Consider the following 23,624-nt stretch of genomic DNA (forward strand, 5'->3'; position numbering starts at 1 on the left):
AATGAGAGGGACTGCATAAATATGCAAAAATACATGTATAAACGCTTGCTTTTTGTATAGGCCTGTGGTATAGTGGGTCTCATCGAAAAAGTTGCAAATCCGTATTGGGTTAGAGGAGGAACATATTATGAAAAAGGCGATTGCATTATGTTTGACCGCTGCAATGGCGGCATCACTTCTTACAGGCTGCGGCAGCAAGACTACAGAGACAACGGCAGCAGCAGAGAACAAGACAGAGACGACAGCAGGTGCGGCTGCAGAAGAAAAGAAAGATGAGGCAGCAGGAGTTGTTAAGGTGATCGAATATGATCTTACAGATGAGCAGTATGCATTCGGTGTGGATAAAGACCAGCCGGAGCTGCTTGAGCAGGTAAATGCATTCATCGCAAAGATCCAGGAGGACGGAACCTTCAATGAGATCTGCGATAAATATTTCAGTGACGGCGAGCCGGCTGCAGTAGAATCTGCAGAGTATGATGCTTCCAAGGATCAGCTTGTTGTTGCGACAAACGCATCCTTTGAGCCGTTTGAGTATGTTGACGGTGACAGCTACAAGGGAATCGATATGGAAATCGCAGCTTTGTTCGCACAGGAGCTTGGCAAGGAGCTTGTAATTGAAAACATGGACTTTGATGCAGTATGCTTATCTGTTGGTCAGCACAAATGCGACATCGCAATGGCCGGCTTAACGATCAACGAGGAGAGAGAAGAATATGTAACTTTCTCCGATCCGTATTATAAAGCATCCCAGAGACTGGTTACACTGGCAGATGATACGGCTTTTGATGACTGTAAGGATGCAGCTTCCGTAGAAGAGGTTCTTAAGGGCTTAAGCGCGAGCGACAAGATTGGCGGACAGCAGGGAACCACAGCACAGTACTTTGTTGAGGGCAGTGATGACTGGGGCTTTGAAGGACTTCCGGCAGAGTGGGTACCGTATAAGAGTGCATCTCTTGCAGTTCAGGATATGATCAACGGCAACGTGAAGTACGTGATCATTGATGCGGCTCCGGCAGAAAGCATCACAAAGGCGATCAACGCAATGCAGTAAAAATATTGGAAACACCGGTCAGAAAAGCGGGGGCAGGATACGGTTCGCTCCCGCTTTTTGACTGTATTGGAACATGGCAGGAAACGCTGTGTTTTTGCTATCTGGAGGTATTATGGGAAACTTCGGGAACAAATGGAACAAGTTTGTACAGATATTTATTGAGAAAAACGGTTACGTCAAAGTTGTGCAGGGTCTGCAGAATACGCTTCTGATCGCGGTAGTCGGCATGATTATCGGTGTTTTGATCGGTACCATCATCGCGACGGTCCGCGTCCTGCCGAAATATAAGACACTTCCGCGGGCGCTGAACGCGGTTTGCAGCTTCTACGTAGGTCTCTTCCGCGGAACCCCGATGGTCGTGCAGCTTCTGATCTTCTACTACGTTATGCTGCCGCTTATGGGGATCAAGCTGCCGGGTGTCCGTGTTGCCATGGTGGTCTTTGGATTGAACAGCGGCGCGTATATTTCCGAGATCATGCGAAGCGGTATCCAGTCCGTTGATCCGGGACAGCTTGAGGCGGGACGTGCAGTCGGTCTTGGCTTTGGTCCGGCGATGATCCGGATCGTGATCCCGCAGGCAGTGAAGAATATTCTTCCGACTCTGGGCAATGAGTTTATTGCCCTGATCAAGGAAACCTCCGTTGTCAGCTTTGTCGGCGCGGCGGATCTTTATGTTGCCTTCAACTATATCGGAAGCAACAGCTACGAGTTCATGGTCCCGTATCTTGTCATGGCGGCGATCTACATCGTTCTCGTGCTGGTGATCTCAATTCTTGTTAAACTGATGGAAAGGAGCCTGAAGAAGAGTGATAGACGTCATTGATCTGAAAAAAACATTTGGTGATCTGGAAGTCCTGAAGGGAATCAATGTGACCATCAATAAAGGTGACATCGTTGTAGTCATTGGCCCGTCCGGCTCCGGAAAAAGTACATTTTTAAGATGCTTAAACTGCATGGAGGATCCGACCTCCGGCAGCATCATTTTTAACGGCGTAGATATCGCCGATATGCGCGTGGACATCAATATCCACCGCCGCCATATGGGCATGGTATTCCAGCACTTCAACCTGTTCAACAATATGACGGTGATCGAGAATATCATGATGGCACCGGTCTATGTGCGCTGTAAAGAGCTAAAGAAGGCAAAGAGAAAAGGAACGCTGGCACCTGATGTGCCGAAGACAAAGGCAGAGATCAAAGCACAGGCGAGAGCGGAAGCTCTGGAGCTGTTACGCCGCATCGGTCTTGAGGATAAAGCAGACGTTTACCCGTCCACGCTTTCCGGCGGACAGAAGCAGCGTGTGGCCATCGTCCGTGCTCTGGCGATGAAGCCGGATGTGATCCTCTTCGATGAGCCGACGAGTGCCCTTGACCCGGAGATGGTAGGCGAGGTACTGGATCTCATGAAGGAGCTTGCGAACGAGGGAATGACCATGGTCGTTGTAACCCACGAGATGGGCTTTGCGAGAGAGGTCGCAAACCGCGTGCTGTTTATGGATCAGGGAAAAATTCTCGAAGAAGCTCCACCGGAAGAGTTCTTCGCGCATCCGAAGAATGAGAGAACAAAGGAATTTTTATCAAAGGTATTGTAGATTTCAGAAGGCTTCCTGCTTTCCAATGTGTGGAAACAGGAAGTCTTTTTTGTGTAATAGGAAATTCTGAGGAATTCCCTATTACACAAAAAAGGCACTAACGTGCCAATGATGCGCACTCGCGCGAAGATGTAGCTTGTCGCAAGCGACCGCGCGAGGCGCGAGAATGTGCCAAGGCACATTCTTTTTTACACAACCGCGCGAAGATGCGGATTGCCGCAGGCTGCTGCGCCTGGCGGGAGAATGTGCCAGAGTATATTTTTGTCTGCACCAGTGGGAGACGCCTGAGTGTGGCAGGATATATCTTTTTTATAAAAAAATCCGTGGAAAGACCGTGTTCTTAAAGGAAATACTTGACGAGCCGAAATTCTTATGGTATGATATTCGGGCGAATGGAAGATATAGGTCTTTTTTTTATGCTCAAAAAACGATAGCAATGAATAGAGAAAAGGCCGCCTTACAAAGAAATTAAACGGAGGTGGAAGTCGTGCGCACTAAGATTACACTGGCATGCACAGAATGCAAGCAGCGCAACTACAACATGACGAAGGATAAGAAGACTCATCCGGACCGCATGGAGACAAAGAAGTACTGCAGATTCTGCAAGAGACATACGATGCACAAAGAAACTAAGTAATCCGGTTTGCAAGAAGGACGTGAATTTATGGGAGAAACGGCAAGTAATGAGAAAGCCCCTAAAACGGACTTTATCAAAGGCTTAAAAGCTGAATTCAATAAGATCATCTGGCCGGATAAAGATACGCTTACAAAAGAGACCGTTGTTGTAGTCGTATCAACAGTAATTCTGGGGATTGTTATCGCAGCCCTTGACCTGATCATCAAATTTGGTCTCAATATTGTACTTGGTTAAGGATGAGGTGAAGATATGTCAGAAGCACAATGGTATGTTGTACACACTTATTCCGGATATGAGAATAAGGTAAAGGTTGACATTGAGAAAACAATCGAAAACAGAGGTCTTCAGGATCAGATCTTAGAGGTCTCCGTCCCGCTGGAAGAAGTCATCGAGCTTAAAAACGGTGCTCAGAAGCAGGTCGAGCGTAAGATGTTCCCGGGCTATGTGCTGATTCATATGATCATGAATGATGACACATGGTACGTTGTACGGAACACCAGAGGTGTGACCGGATTCGTAGGACCGGGATCCAAGCCGGTGCCGCTTTCAGAAGAAGAGATGATGAGCCTTGGCTTTAAGGCACCGGATGTCGTTGTAGATTTCGCCGTCGGAGATACCGTCGTTGTTACGGCCGGCGCATGGAAGGATACCGTCGGTGTTATTAGAACCGTCAATGAGTCCAAGCAGTCCATTACAATCAACGTCGAAATGTTCGGCCGTGAAACACCGGTGGAACTGAGCTTTTCTGAAATCAAGAAAATGTGACCGTAAACGGACTAAGATCCGGACCGGTCGTCCGTACCTTTTTTAGGAAAACGGACTTTGTGCCCGCGTGGGAGGGAAATCCCCGACATTACCACATTATTTAGGAGGTGCCTAATTATGGCAAAGAAAGTTACAGGTTATATTAAATTACAGATTCCTGCCGGCAAGGCAACACCGGCTCCGCCAGTTGGACCGGCTCTTGGACAGCACGGTGTAAACATCGTACAGTTCACAAAGGAGTTCAACGCTAAAACTGCTGATCAGGGCGATATGATCATCCCGGTTGTTATCACAGTTTACGCTGACAGAAGCTTCAGCTTCATCACAAAGACTCCGCCGGCTGCTGTATTATTAAAGAAGGCTGCAAAGATCAAATCCGGTTCTGCAACACCGAACAAAACAAAGGTAGCTACTCTTACAAGAGCAGAAGTACAGAAGATCGCTGAGCTCAAGATGCCAGACTTAAACGCTGCAAGCATCGAGGCTGCTACAAGCATGATCGCTGGTACTGCTCGTTCCATGGGTATCACCGTAACAGACTGATCGTAAGCAACTGAATGGAGGACGGACCTCCATATACAGCAACAATCACGTGGGAGGGAGGACTCCCGACACTACCACAGGAGGTTTTTTATAATGAAAAGAGGAAAAAGATACGTAGAAGCGGCAAAAGCTATCGACCGCGCTACTCTTTATGATACAGCAGATGCAATCGCATTAGTTAAAAAGTCTGCTGTTGCTAAATTTGATGAAACAATCGAGGCTCACTTAAGAACAGGCTGTGATGGCCGTCATGCTGATCAGCAGATCCGTGGTGCAGTAGTTCTGCCGCACGGAACAGGTAAGACTGTTCGTATCCTTGTATTCGCTAAAGGACCGAAGGCTGATGAGGCTCAGGCTGCAGGCGCTGACTTCGTTGGAGCAGAGGATTTAATCCCGAAGATCCAGAACGAAGGCTGGTTAGATTTCGATGTAGTTGTTGCTACACCGGATATGATGGGCGTTGTTGGACGTCTTGGTCGTGTACTTGGACCGAAGGGCTTAATGCCGAACCCGAAGGCTGGTACCGTAACAATGGACGTTACAAAAGCTATCAAAGAGATCAAAGCTGGTAAGATTGAGTACAGACTCGATAAGACAAACATCATCCACGTGCCAGTAGGTAAGGCTTCTTTCACAGAAGAACAGTTAGCGGACAACTTCCAGACGCTTATGGATGCAATCAACAAAGCTAAACCGAGCACAGTAAAGGGCGCTTACTTAAAGAGCGTTACTCTTACTTCCACAATGGGCCCGGGCGTTAAGTTAAACGTAGCTAAGTTAACAAACTAGTCGATTGTGTCATTTTAACTGTCAGACATTGATCTGGTTCTGCGCCCCAGCGGCGTACAGCCGGATTGACCGTCTGGCAGTATTTTAATGCAAAAAACTAAAAAAGTGATTGACAATCCAAATATATTATGATAAACTATTCGGGTATTGAATGCCGAAGACAGCAGGTGCCGTAAGGCGTAAGGTAAAAACACCTGCCGAGGGACGTACAAAACTCACACAGAATTTTGTAAACCTCTCGGTCTGCGGACAGAGAGGTTTTTCTGATAAGCGAAAAAATGCTGTGACGGCGAATCCAATACTAAATAAAACAGGAGGTAAACCATTCATGGCAAAAGTTGAATTAAAGCAGCCGGTAGTTGCTGAGATCGCTGAAGTCCTCAACGGAGCAAAGTCTGCTGTAGTCGTTGACTACCGTGGATTAACTGTTGAGCAGGATACTGCTCTTCGTAAACAGTTAAGAGAAGCTGGTGTTTCTTATAAAGTATATAAGAACACAATGATCCGCTTCGCTGCAAAGGGAACTGAGTTCGAAGCACTTGAGCCGCATCTTGAAGGCCCGACAGCACTTGCTGTTTCTAAAGAAGATGCAACAGCTCCGGCCAGAGTATTAGCTGAGTTCGCAAAGAAAGCTGACAAGCTTGAATTAAAAGGCGGCGTTGTAGAGGGAACCTACTACGATGCAGCAGGTATCGGTGTAATCGCAAGCATCCCGTCCAGAGATGTTCTTCTTGGAAGACTTCTTGGAAGCATGCAGTCTCCGATCACAAACTTCGCACGCGTTCTCAACCAGATCGCAGAGAAGAACGGCGAGGGTGCAGAAGCTCCGGCAGAGGCTTAATCCTCATCCCGGTCCTGCAGGCGGAAACACGTATCGCGTGATCCCGTCAAAGGCAGCATAGATGCTGTATAAAAGTTGTGAAAAAAACGTGAAATATAAATTATTATGGAGGTAAATTATAATGGCAAAGTTAACAACCGCTGAGTTTATCGAAGCTATCAAGGAATTATCCGTATTAGAGTTAAACGAATTAGTAAAGGCTTGTGAGGAAGAGTTCGGTGTATCCGCAGCAGCAGGCGTAGTAGTTGCAGCAGCAGGCGCTGGCGCAGCAGCAGAGGAAGAGAAGACTGAGTTCGACGTTGAGCTTACAGAAGTAGGCCCGAACAAGGTTAAAGTTATCAAAGTTGTTCGTGAAGTAACAGGTCTTGGCCTCAAGGAAGCTAAGGACGTTGTAGACGGCGCTCCGAAGGTTCTTAAGCAGGGTGCATCCAAAGACGAAGCTAACGACATCAAGACAAAACTTGAGGCTGAAGGCGCTAAGATTACTCTTAAGTAATTTGACGATAAAAGTTCCGGACAGCAGCTATGAGGCAGAATGTGCTTGCACATTGTGACTCAGAGATATTGGACGGATTAACCGCATGAGCAAGAGATCCGCAGGAAGGTGACTTCCTGCGGATTTTTTTGTTTAGTAGGAAGTCACCTTACTGCTAAACAAAAAGGCACCGCGTATCTAAGCTGCGCACCCGTGCGAAGATGAAGGTTGTCGCAAGAATGTAAAAACTCTGTAAGATTCTGTATTGTAAGCAATTTGACGGTGGAAAGACCGGCGCTTATGTGTTAAAATGGATAGCATGAAAATGGCAATACCTGCCCATTATACAGGATCAGGCGGGTGAAAAGGAGAAAGAATGATTCAGGAATTAGTAAAGAGATATCCGGTCCTGGATGCCGTAAAGGACCAGATCGAAGAGGCATACAAGATCTTAGAGACATGCTATGAGAACGGCGGAAAACTTCTGCTCGCAGGAAACGGCGGAAGTGCCGCAGATTCTGACCATATCGTCGGTGAGCTGATGAAAGGCTTCGTAAAACGCCGCCCGGTATCTGCGGAACTCGCAGAGGCTTTAAAACAGGCAGACCCGGAACGCGGAGCGGAACTCGCGAAGAAACTCCAGGGCGGACTTCCGGCCATCGCGCTCACAAACCATGCAGCGCTTTCCTCCGCATTCGCAAATGATGTGGACGGGATGCTTTCCTATGCCCAGCAGGTAAACGGCTATGGAAAAGCAGGGGATGTGTTCCTCGGGATCAGTACCTCCGGAAACGCGGAAAATGTGATGTATGCCGCAGTGACCGCAAAGGCGAAGGGAATGAAAGTGATCGGACTCACAGGAAAGACCGGCGGAAAACTTGCAAAGATCGCAGATGTCGCGATCATCGTACCGGAGCAGGAGACTTACAAGATCCAGGAACTCCACCTTCCGATCTACCATGCGCTCTGCCTGATGCTGGAAGACAGATTTTATGCGGAATAGTACCGATATGATAATACGTATCTGCGTAATGTTGAAAAATCCTATGAATGCCTGCGGACGATATCCGGATGTGCGAATGGGCAGACAGCAGGAATCATGCCGGAGAAGAACCGCAACCGGGGGGAAATTATGAAGAGACGGGAATGGGCCTCGTTAATTATTCTGGCGCTGGCGGCGGTGCCCGCGCTCTTAGTTGCGATCGGACAGGTTTATGTGACAGGAGTGGATGGGATCCGGCTTAGAAGACCGGAGACGATCGAACTTCTGGCAGAGATCATTGTGCTGTTTTTCCTATATCTGTTCGCGATATGGAAAATCGATCGAAACCGGCTCAGAGCAGGAGCAGCTCTCCTGATCACAGCCGGATTCCTCTGGATCCATCAGGCGTTCACGGCGATGTTCCTGTCCGGCGCCTATGTTCTGGTCCTTTTGATGCTCGGCGCGCGCCTTCGCAGAGGGATGGACAGAAATCATGTCTGGAGAGAGTATCATGTGATCACCGGACTTGCGGATTTCCTTCTGGGAAGCGGATGTATGATCTTTTTATTCTGTATAGGATCCCTGCTTTTCGGGTGCGGGATCCGGAGCTTCCGTTTACTTACGGTGATCATTGCCGGATTTCTGATCGGTTTCCGGTTTATGGAATTAAGGACGGCAGGAGATGACGGAAAGCCGTGGAGACAGATCCCGAAGGAGACGAAGATCTCTCTGGAAATGTCCGCCTGCATCGCGATCATTCTTGCGATGGTCCTCCTGCAGGCCGGAAGAATGAACATCTGCGCCGATTACGACTCGCTCCATTATGGCCTGCGGAGTGAGTATGTCCTGGATAACGGCGGCGGGATCTATGAAAATCTCGGAATGGTCAACGTGGTATACACGTACTCGAAGGGCCTGGAGACACTGCTTTTACCGATCTCCGGACTGCCGTCCTACGGCTTTTTCCTGAGTTTCCAGATCTGGATGACGCTTGGGACCCTGATCACCGCGGGGCAGATCGTGGAACTTTTTGTCGGAAGAAAGCATGCGGTGGGCTGTATGACGCTGCTCTCTTGCATACCCGGGATCATGAACATGTCCATCACTGCAAAGACAGACTCCATGACGGTATTTATGCAGCTTGTCATGCTTTTGTTTCTGCTTCTCTATATCAGGAGAAAGAAGAGCGCCTACCTGGTGCTGGCGGTGGATGCCTACCTGATGACACTCGTGTTAAAGCCGACGGCGCTTGTATTTTCCACAGCGGCGGCAGGAACCGCCGGACTTTATATCCTGCTCACAAAACAGCTGAGATTTAAGTTCCGTGGAAGTTTCCTTCCATCCCTTGGCTTTATGATCCCGATGTGGCTTCTCATTTGGTACCGGACATGGCTGCACACGGGACTTCCGCTGACATCCGTGTTCAACTCGATCTGGGCGGCCCTCGGCTTTACCGTGCGGTATCCGTACCGGTTTGAGAGTCTGCCGTCAAACGGCGGGGCACTGATCTCCCTGGCGGGGCTCAAGCACATTTTAAAGAGGATTTACGGCGTTCTCATGGCCCCGGTGGGCGAAGATATGGCGCATGTGCGGATCGCCTGGGGATCGCCGCTGCTCCTGATCTTTCTTCTGATGGTCTGTCTGCCGGTGCTGGCGGATGTGAAGAGATCGGGACGGAAAGAAAAAAGCTCCCTGATCTGCCTGGCGCTGGTCTTTGTGACGAATGGGATCGTGAGTCTCGCGGCGCTTTATCTTTTATGGCAGGTGGATGGAAACTATTTCCTGCTTCTCTATGCACTTTCAGCGATCCTGGCGGTGATCACAGCAGGAAAATTAAAGAGCGGTTTCCTCCGCGGAACGATCTGCAGGATGCTGGTCCCGTTCCTTCTTTTTAATGTGACGATCACAGCCGTGAGCAACTGGGGGGGAACGCTGGGACTGACACCGGTGAAAATCTTCCATAAAGGATATTATGATCATATGGAAGAATCCCATGAACTGCTCGTCTCATACGGAAATGAGAAGATCTGGGACGTGCTGGCGGAAAATCCGAGAAACCGCGTCGTCGTATTCGGGGAACAGCCGGAGATGCTGCGTTTCCCGTGCAGCACCCAGAGCTATACGGACATCGAGGGAAGCGGCGGAAACTTCAATCTGTCATCCAGCCCGGAGGCACTGGCAGAGTTCTTTACATTCGCGGGAGTGGATCATATCTATCTCGGAAGCGGATACTTAAAGCCCGGAACGGACGGATTCCGAAATGTGACAGGGCTTTTAAAACAGGGGTATCTCTCAGACCTCCTGTATGAAAATGGAAACGGGCTTGCAGTATTCTCGCCAGAACCGAGAGAACTCTCCGCGGAGGAGAGCGAGGCGCTTCTGGCGGAGTTTACCGAAAAATACTGGCCCGGAGAACAGCAGTAAGGGGATAAGACATGAATTTACAGGAGAAAACCTCAGAGGCGTGGAAGCGGTGGAGCCCGGAGCTTCTGATCTTTGCGCTCCTTCTGGGATTTGGATTTTGGATCAATCGTGGAGTAGAACTGAAGGGACTTTATATGGATGATCTGTACCTCTGGTCCTGTTATGGGGACCAGTCGTTTACAGAGTATGTATTCCCGATGGGCAGCAGCCGGTTCCGCTTCCTGTTTTACCTGGCATCCTGGCTGGAACTTTTCTTTATCGGGGGACATGTGGAATGGATGGTTCCGTTCAACATCATCCTGAACGCGGGGATCGCGTACAGCATTTATCGGATGGCAGTGTCATTCAGTGATGGGAGAAAGATCTTAAGCTTTGCAGCCGGCATTCTCTACCTGTCTTCGAGAATGGCATATTATCAGATCGGACAGTTCTACGGTCTGATGGAAAGCCTGGCACTCTGGGCGGCGCTCGGGATGCTGTGGTTTCTGTACCAGTACGTGAATGAGAAAAAGGCGGGGGCGTTTCTCGCAGCCAACGTTCTGTACTTTGTGGTCAGCTTCATTCACGAGCGGTATATGGTGCTCCTGCCGCTTCTTCTCTTAACGGTGATCCTTGGCTTTGGAAAAGGTCTGGGAACGAAAACTGTGGCCGCGGAACCGGAGAAAAAAAGCGAACCGGAGCGCGCGGCAGAGCCGGGACGCAGCCGTGGAAGAGGACAGAGCCGCGGAGCACAGGGTAAGAAAGATGCAGCAGCCCGCGCGGAAGCAGCAGACACAGAAAGCAGTTTCCGCCTGCCAGGGATCCTGCTCATCTTGCTCCCGATCGTGGTATTTGGAGTGATCCAGATGATCCGTCTCCGCACGATCGGAACGCTGTCACCGGCAGGAACCGGCGGAACGGATGTGGCAGATACCTTCCAGCTCACGGATGCGATCAACCAGGCGATCAGCCAGGTGGGATTTGTGTTCGGAAGAAACTCCGGACCGGATTATCTCTGCATTGAGCCGTTTGTGGACAGCCCGGACGGGATCCGGAACCTGATCCTGGCAGCGGAAGCCGTTCTCGGAGCCGGTGTGCTGGCGGCCGTTCTCGGTATGGTGAGAGATCGGGAAGAGATTGTCTGTCATTTAAAGAACACGATCCTGTTTCTTGGATTTATCGCGCTCTGCATCGGCAGCTCCAGCGTGACGATCCGTGTCGAGATGCGTTGGGTCTATGTGGCCTATGCGGCGGCGCTCCTGTTCTTTGCTTATCTGTCCCGTGTGATGGGAAAGGCGGGGATCCTGGTACTTTTATACGGCTGTCTGATCTTCCCGGTTGAGACATATTACCGGGACAACTGGGATAACCTGTATTTATGGGCACCGCAGAGCCAGTACAATTCTCTGGCGGAAAAGACATACGGAACATACGGGGACGATATCTTCGACAAAGAGATCTATATCATCGGAAAAGATTTCGAGATCAGTGATTTTAATGCAGAAACATTCCTGAAAGTATACGCAAAAGGAAAAACAAAGGTTCCGAAACTTCAGTTTATCGACAGCGATATGGACCTCAAGGAGATCACGGACAATATGGTGATCCTGTGTGAGGACCCGGAGCACAATGCGTACAACGATGTGACGGAGATCGTGAAGCGGCAGCGATTCGACACGCCGTTCGGAAGCTATGCGGACGGGTGGATCGATGAGAACGCAAAGATCGTTCTGACAAACGGGGAGAGCAGCAAGCTGACCTTGAAATGCTATTACCCCGGCAAACTTACAGGCGGCGAGACCTGTAAGATCAAGGTGAACGGACGGCAGATGGATGACCTTGTATTTACGGACAATACGATGTACTACGAAATCCCAGCCGCACCGTATCAGAGATTTACGCTAGAGTTTTCGTGCAACTTTTATGTGAAAGGTGCGCGGGAACACCGCGGGGAAGAAAATCTGGCAATGGTCGTGAAGGTAGTCGACCAGTAAGCAGCCGCGGCAGCAGCTGCGCGATATCCGAGGGAACCGCTTATCTGAAGGTTTCACGAAAAAAGTGCAGCGGCTGCCGGACATGATGATGCATGGCTGTTACGGAGAAAAAAGGAGAATCAGAAAATGAATGGACAGCAGTTGGCTCCCATGACCGTGGGATTTGCCATTGCAGTGGTCCTGATCCTCGTGATCGGATTTTTCCGGAGAAAGAGGAACATGATCGCCCATCTTGCTCCCGTAAAGCGGGAATTAAAGAAGGAAAAGCAATGGCTGCGGCGCGGGGAGTATAATGCGGCAATGGTAAAAGGCCGCCAGAATCTGGAATTGTTCTTAAAGCTTGTGGCAGAGTTTAACGGGATCGAGCTTGATAATTCCGCCCAGGCGATGGCGAATGCCCGGAGCAGTTCAGATGGAAGAGGACAGCGCGAGACTTACCGGATGAACGGAAGAAAGCGCCAGAGAGTCATGACATTCCAGCAATTTGGATGGTGGCTCGATGAGAACGGGTATCTGGACCGTGTCGGAAAGTGGGAATTAAATGAGATCCGCGTGATCGGAAACAAAGCGGTACATGAAAATTATGTTTCCAAGGAAGATGCCTGGAATCAGTATAACTACATGGAAGATCTTCTGCGGATCGTTGCGGACCGCCATGCGAACCGTCATAAAAAACGGGGGCCGGAGATCAAAAAGAGCCAGACAGGACATTATGGGACAAATGTGAGAAAAACATACGGAGCGCAGACGAAAGCACGCGGTCAGAATCAGTCACAGGGACGCGGACAGTCAAAAGGACATAGCCAGAATCAGACTGGACGAAGCCAGTCAAAGAACGGTGGACAGGGAAGGCCGGAACGAGATCAGGCGAAGAGCGGCGAAGGAAAACATGAGCACGTTCAGACGAAAAGCAACCGTCAGGAACAGGCTCAGAGACGCGAAAACGGAAAGCAGTCCAACACAAAGCAGTCCGCCGCTAAGAATGGACAGAATATCAGAACAGGTGGAAATGCAGACCGGGATGCGAAGGAAAATAGAAAAGCGGCAGATCAGCCGATGTCGAAAAAGGTTCCGGAAGAGCGGAAGGTAAAAAATCCACAGAAGAAAGAATCGCAAGTCGAAGCGAACAAACTTCAGCAGAGCAGGATTGTGAAGACCGAAGCGAACAAGCCTCAGCCAGGCAAAGAAGTGAAACCGGAAACAAATAAACGTCAGCAGAATGAGAAAGCTGAGGCTGCTGTGAGTATCAAAGTACAGACAGCTGGAAAGTCAGAAGAGAGAAAGCCGCGATCCATCGTGACAGTGCAGCCGGTACAGCCGGTGATCCCAGCGGAAAAGACTGCAGGAAAACCGCTTCCGTTGATGCCGTTGGAGAAAAAAACAGAGGATGTACAGCAGGAGAAGTTAAGCTCTTCCGCAAAGAGACGCCAGAGAAGAAAGCGGGCACAGGCGGCAAGAGAGGCAGCCGGGACGTCTGGAATGAATCGTGAGTCCCGTGAGACTGCAGCACCGCAGACAAAGCCTGTCAGACCGGCAGAATCCCGCCCGGCTCGTCAGGAAGGGAACAGGACAGAACGCAGACCCCGTCAGGCCGCACCGGCGACATCCATGAGGATCGTGACACTCAGCCAGCCGGTGAGCGGACGTACAGCAGCTGATCAGATCAGGAACGAAAGTACAAGATCAGCAGTATCAAAAGCAGATAAACAACCGCAGACGGAAACACAGAAGACACAGAGTGAGAACACGGCGAAACAGGCGGCAAGACGCCGCAGAGCGAGAAGAAGACCGGCAGCGAAGACCGCAGCAGGCGGAGGAGATCATGAAGAATAAGAAAAGTTATATCTACATCGGACTTCCGATCCTTGGGATCCTCTTTTATCTGGCATATTTAAAACGCTCCGCCATCGACATGGTGTATTCCGACTATATCCGGCTGATCAATTCCTATCTGCCGGACGTCTGGAATCCGGATAAGTTCTTTGTTGCGGATCTTCTCACGAGAATTCCGGTAAACTTTTTAGAACGCGGTCTGAATGTGATGATCTTCGGCTACAGCGTTACCGTGGACCGCGTGATGGGCGTTCTCGGATTTGGGCTTTCCGCACTGGTGATCGGCTGGTACAGCAGGAAAAAAGAACTCTGTCCGGTCTGGTATGCGGCTATGATGATCGTCATGTTCAGTCTGAATAAATGGGAGATGCTGTACAACGGAACCGGATGGGCGCATTTCCTGGCATTTGGATTGTTCTTCTGGAATTATGCGCTGCTTGACCGGGTATATGAAAAAGGCTTCAGGAATGCAAAGCGGTCGGAGCTAGTATTGCTCTTTGTGCTGCCTTTCGTGATCACGATCGGGGCAGCAGGTCCGTACTGCGCGATCTATACGGTGACGATCGTACTCGCATATCTTTTTATCTATGTGCGGGATGTCGTGTGTTTAAGACAGACCGGCAAACAGTCAGATCAGAAGAACAGAGCGGAAACAGGAAATGAAGAAAGCCGGAAAAAAGATAACGGAATCATCGCTGTAATATCTCCGAAACGTTCCGGGATCGGAACGGCCCGCATGATCGCCCTGATCGCGGCAGCAGTCATCCCGTTCCTCATCTATCTCTGGAGCAATTCCCAGGCGGTGTATGAGTATTCGGGTGCGGTGAATGTGCCGCTCTTTACGGCTTTCCGACAGGATCCGAAATTTTTTATTAAATTTCTGCTTAAGTCTTTTTCTTCCATGGTTTTTGGAGTAGAATTGATTGACAGGAACTTTGCGGGAATTCCGGGGAAAGTATGGTGTGCGGTCGGTGTGATCGTACTGGTTTCGTACTTCTTCGCACTGTGGATGAATTTTTATTACCGGATCGAGGAAAAGACGATCCTGCCGCTGATGCTTTTGGCGGGCGGCGGCATGAACCATCTGATGGTGCTCGTGAGCAGATATATCTTTATGCCGAACGATAAATATGGAATGAGCTCCAGATACGCATTGCAGTACCAGATCGGTATCATCGGGATCTTCCTGACGTTTGCCCTGGCGGCAAAGTGCGGATTTTGCAGGAAAAAAGCCACACTGGCCATGCCTGTAAAGACTGTATCTATCGCTCTCGCAGCCATGTTCCTCATTGGAAACGTGATGACGACGACTGAGGAGTTCCGCTTCGGAAAATACCGGAAAGAACATAACCGGGATGAAGTAAAACAGATCTTATTAAATTTTGAAAATGAGTCAGACAACACACTGGAGGATGCGCTGGAATATCACAAACCGGGATGCCGGTCAGCGCTTACGATCCTGAAAGAAAACGGTTGGAATATATGGAGGTAGACCTATGAAAGTAGTTATCCTGGCAGGAGGATTCGGAACAAGGATCAGCGAGGAGAGCCATTTAAAACCAAAGCCAATGATCGAGATCGGTGAGAAGCCGATCCTCTGGCATATCATGAAATATTACTCCCAGTTCGGATACAATGAGTTTATCATTTGCCTGGGATATAAGCAGTATGTGGTAAAGGAATTCTTTGCAGACTATTTCCTTCACACATCCGACGTGACCTTCGATCTCGCAAACAACAGCATGAAGGTCCACAACAATTACTCCGAGCCCTGGAAGGTGACCCTGATCGATACAGGATTAAATACCATGACCGGCGGACGTGTAAAGCGCATCAGAGACTATGTCGGAAATGAGCCGTTCATGCTGACCTACGGTGACGGCCTTGCGAATATCGACCTGAAAGCGCTCGAAGAGTTCCACAGAAGCCACGGAAAGATCGCAACGATCACAGCCGTCAATATCGGACAGCGTTTCGGCGTCCTTGACCTCGAGGAGAACGGAAAGATCAATTCCTTCCGCGAGAAGAATGATGACGACGGAAGTCTGATCAACGGCGGATACATGGTCATGAACCCGGGCGTATTCGACTACATCGAGGGCGATTCCACCGTATTCGAGCAGGAACCGTTAAGAAATCTTGCAAAGGACGGCGAGCTTATGGCATACCGCCATGAGGGATTCTGGAAGTGCATGGATACCCAGCGTGAGAAACAGCAGTTAGAGGCGATGTGGCAGTCCGGAAACGCGCCCTGGAAGATCTGGGAATAAGGAAATAAAGATCCGTAATTGGAGAAGATGAGATGAACTTAAAAGAAGTTTTTGACTTTTATAAAGGAAAAAATGTCCTGGTGACGGGACACACCGGTTTTAAGGGAACATGGCTTTCCAGGATCCTGGTAAATGCCGGAGCAAACGTCACAGGATATTCTTTAAATCCGCCGACAGATCCGGCGTTATTTGACATGGCCGGTCTTGATGGAAAGATGAATTCCGTCATCGGGGACATCCGGGACCTCGTCCATTTAAAACAGGTATTTGAGGAGACAAAGCCGGAGATCGTCCTGCATCTGGCTGCACAGCCGATCGTAAGGGATTCCTACAAGGATCCGGTCTACACCTATGAGACGAATGTCATGGGCACTGTCAATATTTTAGAGTGCGTCCGCCTGAACCCGTGTGTAAAGTCATTCCTGAACGTGACGACGGATAAGGTGTATGAGAACAGGGAGTGGGAGTACGGCTACCGCGAGGTGGACCGCCTGGACGGCTATGATCCGTATTCCAACAGCAAATCGTGCTCCGAGCTTGTGACACACAGCTATAAAAAGTCCTTCTTTGCGGACGGACACTGTGCGATATCGACCTGCCGTGCCGGAAACGTGATCGGCGGAGGAGACTTTGCGAATGACCGGATCGTTCCGGACTGTGTCCGCGCAGCGATGGCGAAGAAGCCGATCATCGTCCGCAATCCGCATTCCACCCGCCCGTATCAGCATGTTTTAGAGCCGTTAGCGGCATATCTGATGGTCGCAAAGGCACAGTATGAGGACGGGAAATATGCCGGTTACTACAACGTGGGACCGGATGACAAGGATTGTGTGACGACCGGTGAGCTTGTGGACATGTTCTGCAATGCCTGGGGAAACGGACTTTCCTGGGAGAATAAGAGCGACGGAGGTCCCCATGAGGCGAACTTCTTAAAGCTCGACTGTTCGAAGTTAAAGACTACATTCGGCTGGCACCCGCGTTACGGCGTGAAGGAAGCGATCGGACTCACGGTGGAGTGGTGCCAGGAGTATGAGAAGAACGGCGATGTTGTCGCTGTGATGGACAGACAGATCGCGGAGATGTTTCAGTAGAGGAATAGACAGGAAAGGAAAAATTATGTTTGAGAATAAGACAGAAGCAGAGGCAAGAAAAGAGATCCTTGACCTCGTAGCTGAATATGCCGATAAATTCCATAACCAGAAAAAGGAATTCCATGAGGGAGACCGCATCCCGTATGCGTCCCGCGTGTACGACAGCAAAGAGATGGTAAACCTTGTGGACAGTTCCCTGGAGTTCTGGCTCACATCCGGACGCTACACGGATGAGTTCGAGAAGAAGCTTGCGGAGTACCTCCATGTGCGCTACTGTGCTCTTGTAAACTCCGGCTCTTCCGCAAACCTGGTAGCATTCATGACCCTGACCTCCCCGCTGCTCGGCGACCGCCGCGTAAAGCGCGGAGACGAGATCATCACTGTTGCGGCAGGTTTCCCGACGACCGTTACCCCGGCGATCCAGTACGGCGCTGTTCCGGTCTTCGTTGACGTGACGATCCCGCAGTACAACATCGATGTTACAAAGCTCGAGGAAGCACTTTCCGAGAAGACAAAGGCAGTCATGATTGCCCATACACTCGGAAATCCGTTCGACCTTGCGGCAGTCAAAGCGTTCTGCGAGAAGCACAACTTATGGCTCATCGAGGACAACTGTGATGCACTGGGATCCAGATATACGATCAACGGCGAGGAGAAATTCACCGGAACGGTCGGCGATATCGGAACTTCCAGCTTCTACCCGCCGCACCACATGACGATGGGCGAGGGCGGAGCTGTCTATACGGACAACCCGCTGTTAAATAAGATCATCCGCTCTTTCCGCGACTGGGGCCGCGACTGCGTCTGCCCGTCCGGACATGACAATATGTGCGGACATCGTTTCGACAGACAGTACGGAGAACTTCCACTCGGCTATGACCACAAATATGTATACTCCCATTTCGGCTATAACCTGAAAGCGACAGACCTTCAGGCAGCGATCGGCTGCGCGCAGATCGAGAAATTCCCGACCTTCGTGGAGCGCAGAAGACACAACTTTGACCGTCTGAGAGCCGCTCTTGCGGAGACGGAAGACCGCCTGATCCTCCCGGTTCCGGCGGAGAACTCCAGACCGAGCTGGTTTGGTTTCCTGATCACATGCAAGAAGGGAACAGACCGGAATAAACTCGTCCAGTACATCGAGAGCAAAGGCATCCAAACGAGAATGCTGTTCGCCGGAAACCTGATCAAACATCCGTGCTTCGATGAAATGAGAGCGGAGAAAAAGGGCTACCGAGTTGTCGGCACACTCGAAAATACCGACCGGATCATGAGCGATACCTTCTGGGTAGGCGTTTATCCGGGAATGACAGACGAAAAGATCGACTATATGGCGAAAGTGATCAAAGAGGGGCTGTTACAGTGAGTGAAGAAAAATCCTTTGACCTGACGAAAGTCCATGAGGTCAATTTAAAACTTTTAAAGGAGATCGACCGGATCTGCAGAAAGTATAAGATCAAATATGCCCTGGACTCCGGTACACTCCTTGGCGCAGTCCGCCACGGCGGATTTATCCCGTGGGATGACGATGTGGATGTCATGTTCACGAGAAAGAACTATGAGATGTTCGCGAAGGTCGTAAGGCGGGAACTGCCGGAGGACATGTCCTTCGTGGAGCCGAATGAATACCATGGAGGAAAGGCATTCTACGACTTTATCTCCCGAGTGACGTACAACAAGAGCCAGAAATTCGAGGACTCCGGAAAGATGGAGTTTTATGACGACAAGATCAGTCGCCTGAATGTGGATTTGTTCATCGTGGATGGACTCCCGGCAGGAAAGATCGCAAAGAAGCTCACAAAGCTCTCCCACTGCGTTCTCTACGGATTCGCCCTGGGACACCGCTATGAGATCGATTACAGCGACTATAAGGGCGTTATGAAGCTCTTTGTGGCGGTCCTTGCCAATATCGGAAAGCTGATCCCATTCCCGGTGATCTGGAAGCTCTGGAATGCTCTGTGCCGCTTTGACAGCAGAAAAGAGCGCCCGCTGTATTTCTACACGGGCTATGCGCCAAACTGGTTCTATGTGGAAATGAAGCGCGAGTGGGACGACGAGGTTGTCGAGATGCCGTTTGAGGACACGAAGTTCTATGTGCCGTCCGGCTGGGACGAACTTCTGACACAGCTCTACGGCGATTACATGAAACTTCCGCCGAAGGAAAAACAGATTCCGGAACATTCCGATATGGAGATCAAGATTTATGACTAAACTGCTTTCGGTCGTTGTATCGGTATACAACGAGGAGCTGGCGCTTCGTGAATTTTACGCGGAGACGGGGAAGATCTTAAAAACGCTGCCGGCGGACTGGGACTACGAGTTCCTGTTCGTGAACGACGGCAGCAGGGATCAGTCCCTTTCGATCCTCCGGGAGTTCGCGGAGTCGGACGAAAAAGTGAAGATCGTCAACTTTTCCAGGAACTTCGGGCATGAGGCAGCGATGATCGCGGGACTGGACTATGCGGGCGGTGACGGTATCGTCTGCATGGACGCGGACCTGCAGCATCCGCCGGAATGCCTGCCGGAGATCGTGGAAAAGTTTGATGAGGGATACGAAGTGATCAGCATGGTGCGCACGAAAAATAAGACGGCGGGTTTTGTAAAGAACTTTACATCCGCAGCGTTCTACAAGCTGATCAACCACCTCTCAGACGTGAAGTTTGAGGCCAATGCCTCAGACTTTTTCGCAGTGAGCAAAAATGCGGCGGAGGTCCTCCGGAACAACTACCGGGAGAAGGTCCGCTTCCTGCGCGGCTATGTGCAGAGCATCGGATTCGAGAAGACGACGATCGAGTACGAGGCGAGACCGCGGTTTGCGGGGGAGAGCAAGTACAGCATCAAAAGTCTGTTTAAATTTTCCATCAACACGATCCTCTGTTTTTCGGACCTGCCGTTAAAACTCGGGATCTATTCTGGTGTGATTACGGCGCTTTTCGGCCTGATCATGGTGATCTATACGGTCTATACCTGGGAACTGTACGGGGCGCCGAACGGTTATGCGACGATCGTTGTCCTGATCTCGTTCATGTTTTCCGTGCTGTTTGTGATCGTCGGGATCATCGGTGAGTATATCGCGATCCTGTTTGCTGAGATCAAGGACCGACCGGTCTATATCGTGAGAGATACTGCTAATTTCGGAAAAAAACGAAAACAGGATACGGTTGGACAGGACCTTCAGTGAAAAAAGGAGATTTTCTCGGCCTGACAGGCGAAAAAGCCCCGGAAACACTGGAAAAACATTACAAAATCATGAATAATTTGTGTAAATTTGAGAAAAGGACTTCAAAAATAAAAAGGAATCGTATATAATACGTGAGTATGCCGATTTCCCGGGGGATTCTGTACAGCAGGATGAGAGACCCCGTTGAATTCAGAGGAGGAATTTTATTATGAAATTATTAAAGAGAATGGCTGTGCTGTCTTTAGTAGTTCTTGCCCTTGGCGGATGTACAAAGAGCAGCATTTCAACAGATGCACCGGTGTCCGGAAGTGAAGAGATCGATCCGGCAAAGACAGAGGCAGATGACGACGATGAGACACTGCCGAGAGACCAGAATTTCCTTGTAGAGGACGAGACAGTCGAGACAACAATGTACGACTGGGAGCAGGCACAGAGCGAGTGCGACGGACTGTTCAACGATACAACTGCATTCCCGCAGTCTGTAAAGATGGAGTTCACTTATGATGAGTCCGCTTTAAATATCGGTCTCACATGGACAGTTAAGAACGATACAACAAACGATGACGCGATGGATTACGCCGTAACTATGGTAAAACAGTTCAACGACATCATCGCAGCACAGAGCATGGATCTCGAGAACTCCAGCGCTGATTCCTTCGGAACACTCTGGAACCAGTTCTCCCTTGACGTGAAAGTCGTTACTGAGGGAGGAAAGACACTCGTAGATAAGAGCTACAAAGCCGGCGAGAAGATCGACCTCAAGAGTAGTGAGTCCGCAGCAGCAGGTCCGGAGGACGTTGCCGATGATTCACCGAAGAAGCTTGACGAGACAAAGGCTGCAAAATAATTGACCAAATAATTGAAATAATTACGAAAAGGTAATCAATTTAGGATCAGAAGACGGCGGAATGTTTTCTCACAAAGTCGGGGAAAACATTCTGCCATTTTTTATTTACACGAACAACGAGCCAAGGTCCGCGCTTGCGCGAGACTTTGGCGACTGTCGCGATAACAAGGGGAAATTCGCGAAGCGTGTTTTCGCTTGTTTAAGACATGAAAAAATGACAAAGCGCCGCAGTTCTCATCAGGGGAACAGATACGGCGCTTTTGGTGTGTTTGTACATTTATTTTGCACACTGCTTTACAAAATACTCGAACATCGGAAGAGAGTCCACGCACTCCTTCGGGTTCGTGACCGGACCGGTCATGCGCTCCGGATGCCACTGTACGGACCAGATCGGAAGAGATTCATGCTGGATCGCTTCTGTGAAGGTGTGACCGTTGGATTCGCCCCATGCGATCGCCTGGAAGCCGTCGCCGAGTTTGTCGAGTGCCTGGTGGTGGTAGCTGTTTACTTCCATGGACTCTCCGTAGAGGTTTCCGAGAATGGAATCACTCTTGATGCGCACCGGATGGCAGACTCCCTTGGAGTGGTCGCCGCCGAGCTGAGTCGGGATATCCTGGGTGAGTGTGCCGCCGAAGTATACGTTTAAGATCTGGATTCCACGGCAGATGCCCCAGATTGGTTTTTTGCGGTCCACGAACGCTTGGATGATCTTGTATTCGAGGTCATCGCGCTGCGGATCTGTGATAACGAAGTCAAACATTTTCTCCTGGCCATAGAGCTTTGGCTCAACGTCCTTGCCGCCGCTTAAGAGAAGACCGTCAGCAAGATCCGCATACTCCTCAGCGCAGTCATTGTTGACAGCGAGGATCGGGATACCGCCTGCGCGGCGGATATTCTCCGCATAGTTCTGGTTTAATGCCCATGTCGGTGTTCCGTTGGCTGCTGCACCGGTTCCACCGGTCAGTAAGATCAATGGTTTCATAATCTAACTCTCCTTTTTTCGTATTGCCTGCCTGCCCCCCTGCAATGAAGATTTCCGGGAATATCCGGCTGTTTCATATACAGACAGGTCGGAAATTTGCTCTCCCGCAGTTGTAAAAAGTTCTGACAGTCGCGAGAAATATGATATCCGGGTCAAAGAAGTCTGGTCCCGGTATCATGAGTATATGATAATTCTGCCGGTTTGGACAGAGATCATCCGCATGTATCATAAAAATTCATATCATCACGTCCGCTCAGAGCCGCCGTGGGTATTTCGGATTATCCGACGTCGAGTCCGCTGTGGTACGAATAGTTTCCGAGCTCCGCGAGGAGCGCAGATATATCCGGCGGTCCGGCGGGGACATTCGCGATCAGGAATGCATTCAGGTAGTAGTAGACCGCATTGCATTTCTTTAAGGTCTGCTGGTACAGATCTGGGAAAGACGCCGTGGAGGCGATGGAGTGATCCCATGGATTCGTCCAGACTTCATGATCCAGGTTCAGGATCTCATGGACTTTTGCGGAGAGCTTATCGGTCACCAGCTTTTTGGATGCGATCGGATGCTTTAAAAAGATGGATTCCACGGATCCGATCAGATGCGTCTTGTGACCCGCGGGATCGGACAGGATCCGGCTTCCGAAGCGGATCGCAAAGATGGACCGGGCGACCATTCCCTCCGTCACCTGAAAATTGTTCTTTTCTGTGATCTGGTAGTAGGTGCGGTTGATGCACCTGCTCAGGTATCTTGAGACAAACTGGCTTTCCTGTGTGTTCAGACAGAGAGAAGCGGCCTGATTGAATTCAGACGGCTTTTTGTGTTTGAACTTCCACAACAGGATCGCGTCGATATCATTCTCGAGCGCGGCATGGAGTCCATGACATTCGGACTTTTTCTTATCGGTCCGGAACTGGATCCTTCCGTAGACGAACGGGTGACAGATCGAATCGGCGATATAGTGGCACATGAACCCGGCGAGAAACGCCGCTGCCTCCTCTTTCTGCTGTCTTGAGCGGATCTCAGAGAGTTCAAGAAGACTGTTCTTAAAAAAGTCGTTCACCTGATACTCGTGCATATGGGAGCCGACATTGCGGTAGTCTCTGTGACGGAGGATCGGGACATTATAGAAAAAGATATCCGGTCCCTGGAGTCCAAGCTGGTACAGCCAGCGGTATTTGGATATCACATGTTTTAAATAATTGTTCGGGAGGTCATTGTAGGCTTTCACACCGAACAGATAGTGGGTCGTAAATCCCGGCACAGGGATCATCTCCTTTGAAAGAAAATGCCAAGGTCTCACGCCAGCGCGGACTTTGGCTCGTTGCCTGTGTATAAATGCTGCCAACGGCA

Annotated in this window: 23 protein-coding genes and 1 other annotated feature; of the genes, 21 read left to right on the forward strand and 2 right to left on the reverse strand. The window is 50.0% G+C overall.

Features of this window, described 5'->3' with window-relative positions:
- Nucleotides 1–127 precede the first annotated feature (127 nt).
- From GPK90_RS07330 to GPK90_RS07430, 21 genes are all read left to right on the forward strand, one after another.
- A complete protein-coding gene (locus GPK90_RS07330; RefSeq protein WP_215702622.1) occupies nucleotides 128–1,051 on the forward strand; it encodes a transporter substrate-binding domain-containing protein in 924 nt (307 codons plus the stop codon).
- Between the two features lie 112 nt (nucleotides 1,052–1,163).
- Nucleotides 1,164–1,874 carry an amino acid ABC transporter permease gene (locus GPK90_RS07335; RefSeq protein ID WP_021904616.1) on the forward strand — a complete coding sequence of 237 codons (711 nt, stop codon included), beginning with the start codon at nucleotides 1,164–1,166 and terminating at the stop codon, nucleotides 1,872–1,874.
- Nucleotides 1,858–2,643 (forward strand): amino acid ABC transporter ATP-binding protein, encoded by a 786-nt coding sequence (locus GPK90_RS07340; protein ID WP_215702623.1) that lies wholly within the window; start codon nucleotides 1,858–1,860, stop codon nucleotides 2,641–2,643. Before GPK90_RS07335 ends, GPK90_RS07340 begins: the two co-directional genes overlap by 17 nt.
- A gap of 487 nt (nucleotides 2,644–3,130) precedes the next feature.
- Nucleotides 3,131–3,280 carry a 50S ribosomal protein L33 gene (gene rpmG / locus GPK90_RS07345; RefSeq protein WP_008726232.1) on the forward strand — a complete coding sequence of 50 codons (150 nt, stop codon included), beginning with the start codon at nucleotides 3,131–3,133 and terminating at the stop codon, nucleotides 3,278–3,280.
- Nucleotides 3,281–3,307: 27 nt separating this feature from the next.
- Entirely contained in the window at nucleotides 3,308–3,514 is a 207-nt protein-coding gene (gene secE / locus GPK90_RS07350) for a preprotein translocase subunit SecE (protein WP_015553095.1), read from the forward strand.
- Nucleotides 3,515–3,529: 15 nt separating this feature from the next.
- Nucleotides 3,530–4,045: a transcription termination/antitermination protein NusG gene (nusG, locus tag GPK90_RS07355; protein ID WP_015553096.1), complete on the forward strand. Its 516-nt coding sequence runs from the start codon at nucleotides 3,530–3,532 to the stop codon at nucleotides 4,043–4,045.
- Between the two features lie 117 nt (nucleotides 4,046–4,162).
- Nucleotides 4,163–4,588: a 50S ribosomal protein L11 gene (rplK, locus tag GPK90_RS07360; protein ID WP_015553097.1), complete on the forward strand. Its 426-nt coding sequence runs from the start codon at nucleotides 4,163–4,165 to the stop codon at nucleotides 4,586–4,588.
- 93 nt (nucleotides 4,589–4,681) lie between these two features.
- Nucleotides 4,682–5,377, forward strand: coding sequence for a 50S ribosomal protein L1 (gene rplA, locus GPK90_RS07365; RefSeq protein WP_015553098.1), 696 nt, complete (start codon nucleotides 4,682–4,684; stop codon nucleotides 5,375–5,377).
- Nucleotides 5,378–5,513: 136 nt separating this feature from the next.
- Nucleotides 5,514–5,651: a sequence feature (ribosomal protein L10 leader region), on the forward strand.
- Nucleotides 5,652–5,705: 54 nt separating this feature from the next.
- Nucleotides 5,706–6,218: a 50S ribosomal protein L10 gene (gene rplJ, locus GPK90_RS07370; RefSeq protein WP_021904618.1), complete on the forward strand. Its 513-nt coding sequence runs from the start codon at nucleotides 5,706–5,708 to the stop codon at nucleotides 6,216–6,218.
- A gap of 121 nt (nucleotides 6,219–6,339) precedes the next feature.
- Complete coding sequence (gene rplL, locus GPK90_RS07375; RefSeq protein ID WP_015553100.1) at nucleotides 6,340–6,714, forward strand: 50S ribosomal protein L7/L12; 375 nt, start codon at nucleotides 6,340–6,342, stop codon at nucleotides 6,712–6,714.
- 355 nt (nucleotides 6,715–7,069) lie between these two features.
- On the forward strand, nucleotides 7,070–7,696 hold the full coding sequence (locus tag GPK90_RS07380) for a D-sedoheptulose-7-phosphate isomerase (RefSeq protein ID WP_215702624.1): 627 nt from the start codon (nucleotides 7,070–7,072) through the stop codon (nucleotides 7,694–7,696).
- Nucleotides 7,697–7,825: 129 nt separating this feature from the next.
- The gene (locus GPK90_RS07385; RefSeq protein ID WP_215702625.1) at nucleotides 7,826–10,099 is read left to right on the forward strand and encodes a hypothetical protein; all 2,274 of its coding nucleotides are present in this window, start codon (nucleotides 7,826–7,828) and stop codon (nucleotides 10,097–10,099) included.
- A gap of 11 nt (nucleotides 10,100–10,110) precedes the next feature.
- A complete protein-coding gene (locus GPK90_RS07390; protein ID WP_215702626.1) occupies nucleotides 10,111–12,072 on the forward strand; it encodes a hypothetical protein in 1,962 nt (653 codons plus the stop codon).
- A gap of 126 nt (nucleotides 12,073–12,198) precedes the next feature.
- The gene (locus tag GPK90_RS07395) at nucleotides 12,199–13,905 is read left to right on the forward strand and encodes a hypothetical protein (protein WP_215702627.1); all 1,707 of its coding nucleotides are present in this window, start codon (nucleotides 12,199–12,201) and stop codon (nucleotides 13,903–13,905) included.
- On the forward strand, nucleotides 13,895–15,397 hold the full coding sequence (locus tag GPK90_RS07400; protein WP_215702628.1) for a hypothetical protein: 1,503 nt from the start codon (nucleotides 13,895–13,897) through the stop codon (nucleotides 15,395–15,397). Before GPK90_RS07395 ends, GPK90_RS07400 begins: the two co-directional genes overlap by 11 nt.
- A 4-nt stretch (nucleotides 15,398–15,401) precedes the next feature.
- A complete protein-coding gene (gene rfbF / locus GPK90_RS07405; RefSeq protein WP_118297222.1) occupies nucleotides 15,402–16,175 on the forward strand; it encodes a glucose-1-phosphate cytidylyltransferase in 774 nt (257 codons plus the stop codon).
- Nucleotides 16,176–16,207: 32 nt separating this feature from the next.
- Nucleotides 16,208–17,266, forward strand: a complete 1,059-nt coding sequence (rfbG, locus tag GPK90_RS07410) for a CDP-glucose 4,6-dehydratase (RefSeq protein WP_118322004.1) — start codon at nucleotides 16,208–16,210, stop codon at nucleotides 17,264–17,266.
- Nucleotides 17,267–17,291: 25 nt separating this feature from the next.
- The gene (gene rfbH / locus GPK90_RS07415) at nucleotides 17,292–18,632 is read left to right on the forward strand and encodes a lipopolysaccharide biosynthesis protein RfbH (RefSeq protein WP_118297220.1); all 1,341 of its coding nucleotides are present in this window, start codon (nucleotides 17,292–17,294) and stop codon (nucleotides 18,630–18,632) included.
- Nucleotides 18,629–19,477 (forward strand): LicD family protein, encoded by an 849-nt coding sequence (locus tag GPK90_RS07420; RefSeq protein ID WP_142412503.1) that lies wholly within the window; start codon nucleotides 18,629–18,631, stop codon nucleotides 19,475–19,477. The genes rfbH and GPK90_RS07420 overlap by 4 nt, the downstream gene beginning before the upstream one ends.
- On the forward strand, nucleotides 19,470–20,447 hold the full coding sequence (locus tag GPK90_RS07425; protein ID WP_215702629.1) for a glycosyltransferase family 2 protein: 978 nt from the start codon (nucleotides 19,470–19,472) through the stop codon (nucleotides 20,445–20,447). Before GPK90_RS07420 ends, GPK90_RS07425 begins: the two co-directional genes overlap by 8 nt.
- A 208-nt stretch (nucleotides 20,448–20,655) precedes the next feature.
- Complete coding sequence (locus GPK90_RS07430) at nucleotides 20,656–21,294, forward strand: hypothetical protein (RefSeq protein WP_118297217.1); 639 nt, start codon at nucleotides 20,656–20,658, stop codon at nucleotides 21,292–21,294.
- A gap of 277 nt (nucleotides 21,295–21,571) precedes the next feature.
- Here GPK90_RS07430 and GPK90_RS07435 read toward each other — a convergent pair whose 3' ends face one another.
- The gene (locus tag GPK90_RS07435; protein WP_215702630.1) at nucleotides 21,572–22,276 is read right to left on the reverse strand and encodes a gamma-glutamyl-gamma-aminobutyrate hydrolase family protein; all 705 of its coding nucleotides are present in this window, start codon (nucleotides 22,274–22,276) and stop codon (nucleotides 21,572–21,574) included.
- Nucleotides 22,277–22,554: 278 nt separating this feature from the next.
- On the reverse strand, nucleotides 22,555–23,544 hold the full coding sequence (locus GPK90_RS07440; protein ID WP_252197391.1) for a zinc dependent phospholipase C family protein: 990 nt from the start codon (nucleotides 23,542–23,544) through the stop codon (nucleotides 22,555–22,557).
- Nucleotides 23,545–23,624: the final 80 nt, after the last annotated feature.

This window comes from Clostridium sp. MCC344, from assembly GCF_018785365.1.
Classification (GTDB): Bacteria; Bacillota; Clostridia; order Lachnospirales; family Lachnospiraceae; genus Pilosibacter.

Excerpts from the sequence above, each read along its gene's own strand:
- GPK90_RS07425 (WP_215702629.1), top strand. The coding sequence starts at position 19,470 with ATGACTAAACTGCTTTCGGTCGTTGTATCGGTATACAACGAGGAGCTG.
- secE (WP_015553095.1), top strand. The coding sequence starts at position 3,308 with ATGGGAGAAACGGCAAGTAATGAGAAAGCCCCTAAAACGGACTTTATC.
- rfbF (WP_118297222.1), top strand. The coding sequence starts at position 15,402 with ATGAAAGTAGTTATCCTGGCAGGAGGATTCGGAACAAGGATCAGCGAG.
- GPK90_RS07435 (WP_215702630.1), bottom strand. The coding sequence starts at position 22,276 with ATGAAACCATTGATCTTACTGACCGGTGGAACCGGTGCAGCAGCCAAC.
- GPK90_RS07380 (WP_215702624.1), top strand. The coding sequence starts at position 7,070 with ATGATTCAGGAATTAGTAAAGAGATATCCGGTCCTGGATGCCGTAAAG.
- rfbG (WP_118322004.1), top strand. The coding sequence starts at position 16,208 with ATGAACTTAAAAGAAGTTTTTGACTTTTATAAAGGAAAAAATGTCCTG.
- rplA (WP_015553098.1), top strand. The coding sequence starts at position 4,682 with ATGAAAAGAGGAAAAAGATACGTAGAAGCGGCAAAAGCTATCGACCGC.
- rplJ (WP_021904618.1), top strand. The coding sequence starts at position 5,706 with ATGGCAAAAGTTGAATTAAAGCAGCCGGTAGTTGCTGAGATCGCTGAA.
- GPK90_RS07440 (WP_252197391.1), bottom strand. The coding sequence starts at position 23,544 with ATGATCCCTGTGCCGGGATTTACGACCCACTATCTGTTCGGTGTGAAA.
- rfbH (WP_118297220.1), top strand. The coding sequence starts at position 17,292 with ATGTTTGAGAATAAGACAGAAGCAGAGGCAAGAAAAGAGATCCTTGAC.
- GPK90_RS07335 (WP_021904616.1), top strand. The coding sequence starts at position 1,164 with ATGGGAAACTTCGGGAACAAATGGAACAAGTTTGTACAGATATTTATT.
- GPK90_RS07390 (WP_215702626.1), top strand. The coding sequence starts at position 10,111 with ATGAATTTACAGGAGAAAACCTCAGAGGCGTGGAAGCGGTGGAGCCCG.
- GPK90_RS07400 (WP_215702628.1), top strand. The coding sequence starts at position 13,895 with ATGAAGAATAAGAAAAGTTATATCTACATCGGACTTCCGATCCTTGGG.
- rplL (WP_015553100.1), top strand. The coding sequence starts at position 6,340 with ATGGCAAAGTTAACAACCGCTGAGTTTATCGAAGCTATCAAGGAATTA.
- nusG (WP_015553096.1), top strand. The coding sequence starts at position 3,530 with ATGTCAGAAGCACAATGGTATGTTGTACACACTTATTCCGGATATGAG.
- GPK90_RS07385 (WP_215702625.1), top strand. The coding sequence starts at position 7,826 with ATGAAGAGACGGGAATGGGCCTCGTTAATTATTCTGGCGCTGGCGGCG.
- rplK (WP_015553097.1), top strand. The coding sequence starts at position 4,163 with ATGGCAAAGAAAGTTACAGGTTATATTAAATTACAGATTCCTGCCGGC.
- GPK90_RS07430 (WP_118297217.1), top strand. The coding sequence starts at position 20,656 with ATGAAATTATTAAAGAGAATGGCTGTGCTGTCTTTAGTAGTTCTTGCC.
- GPK90_RS07330 (WP_215702622.1), top strand. The coding sequence starts at position 128 with ATGAAAAAGGCGATTGCATTATGTTTGACCGCTGCAATGGCGGCATCA.
- GPK90_RS07395 (WP_215702627.1), top strand. The coding sequence starts at position 12,199 with ATGAATGGACAGCAGTTGGCTCCCATGACCGTGGGATTTGCCATTGCA.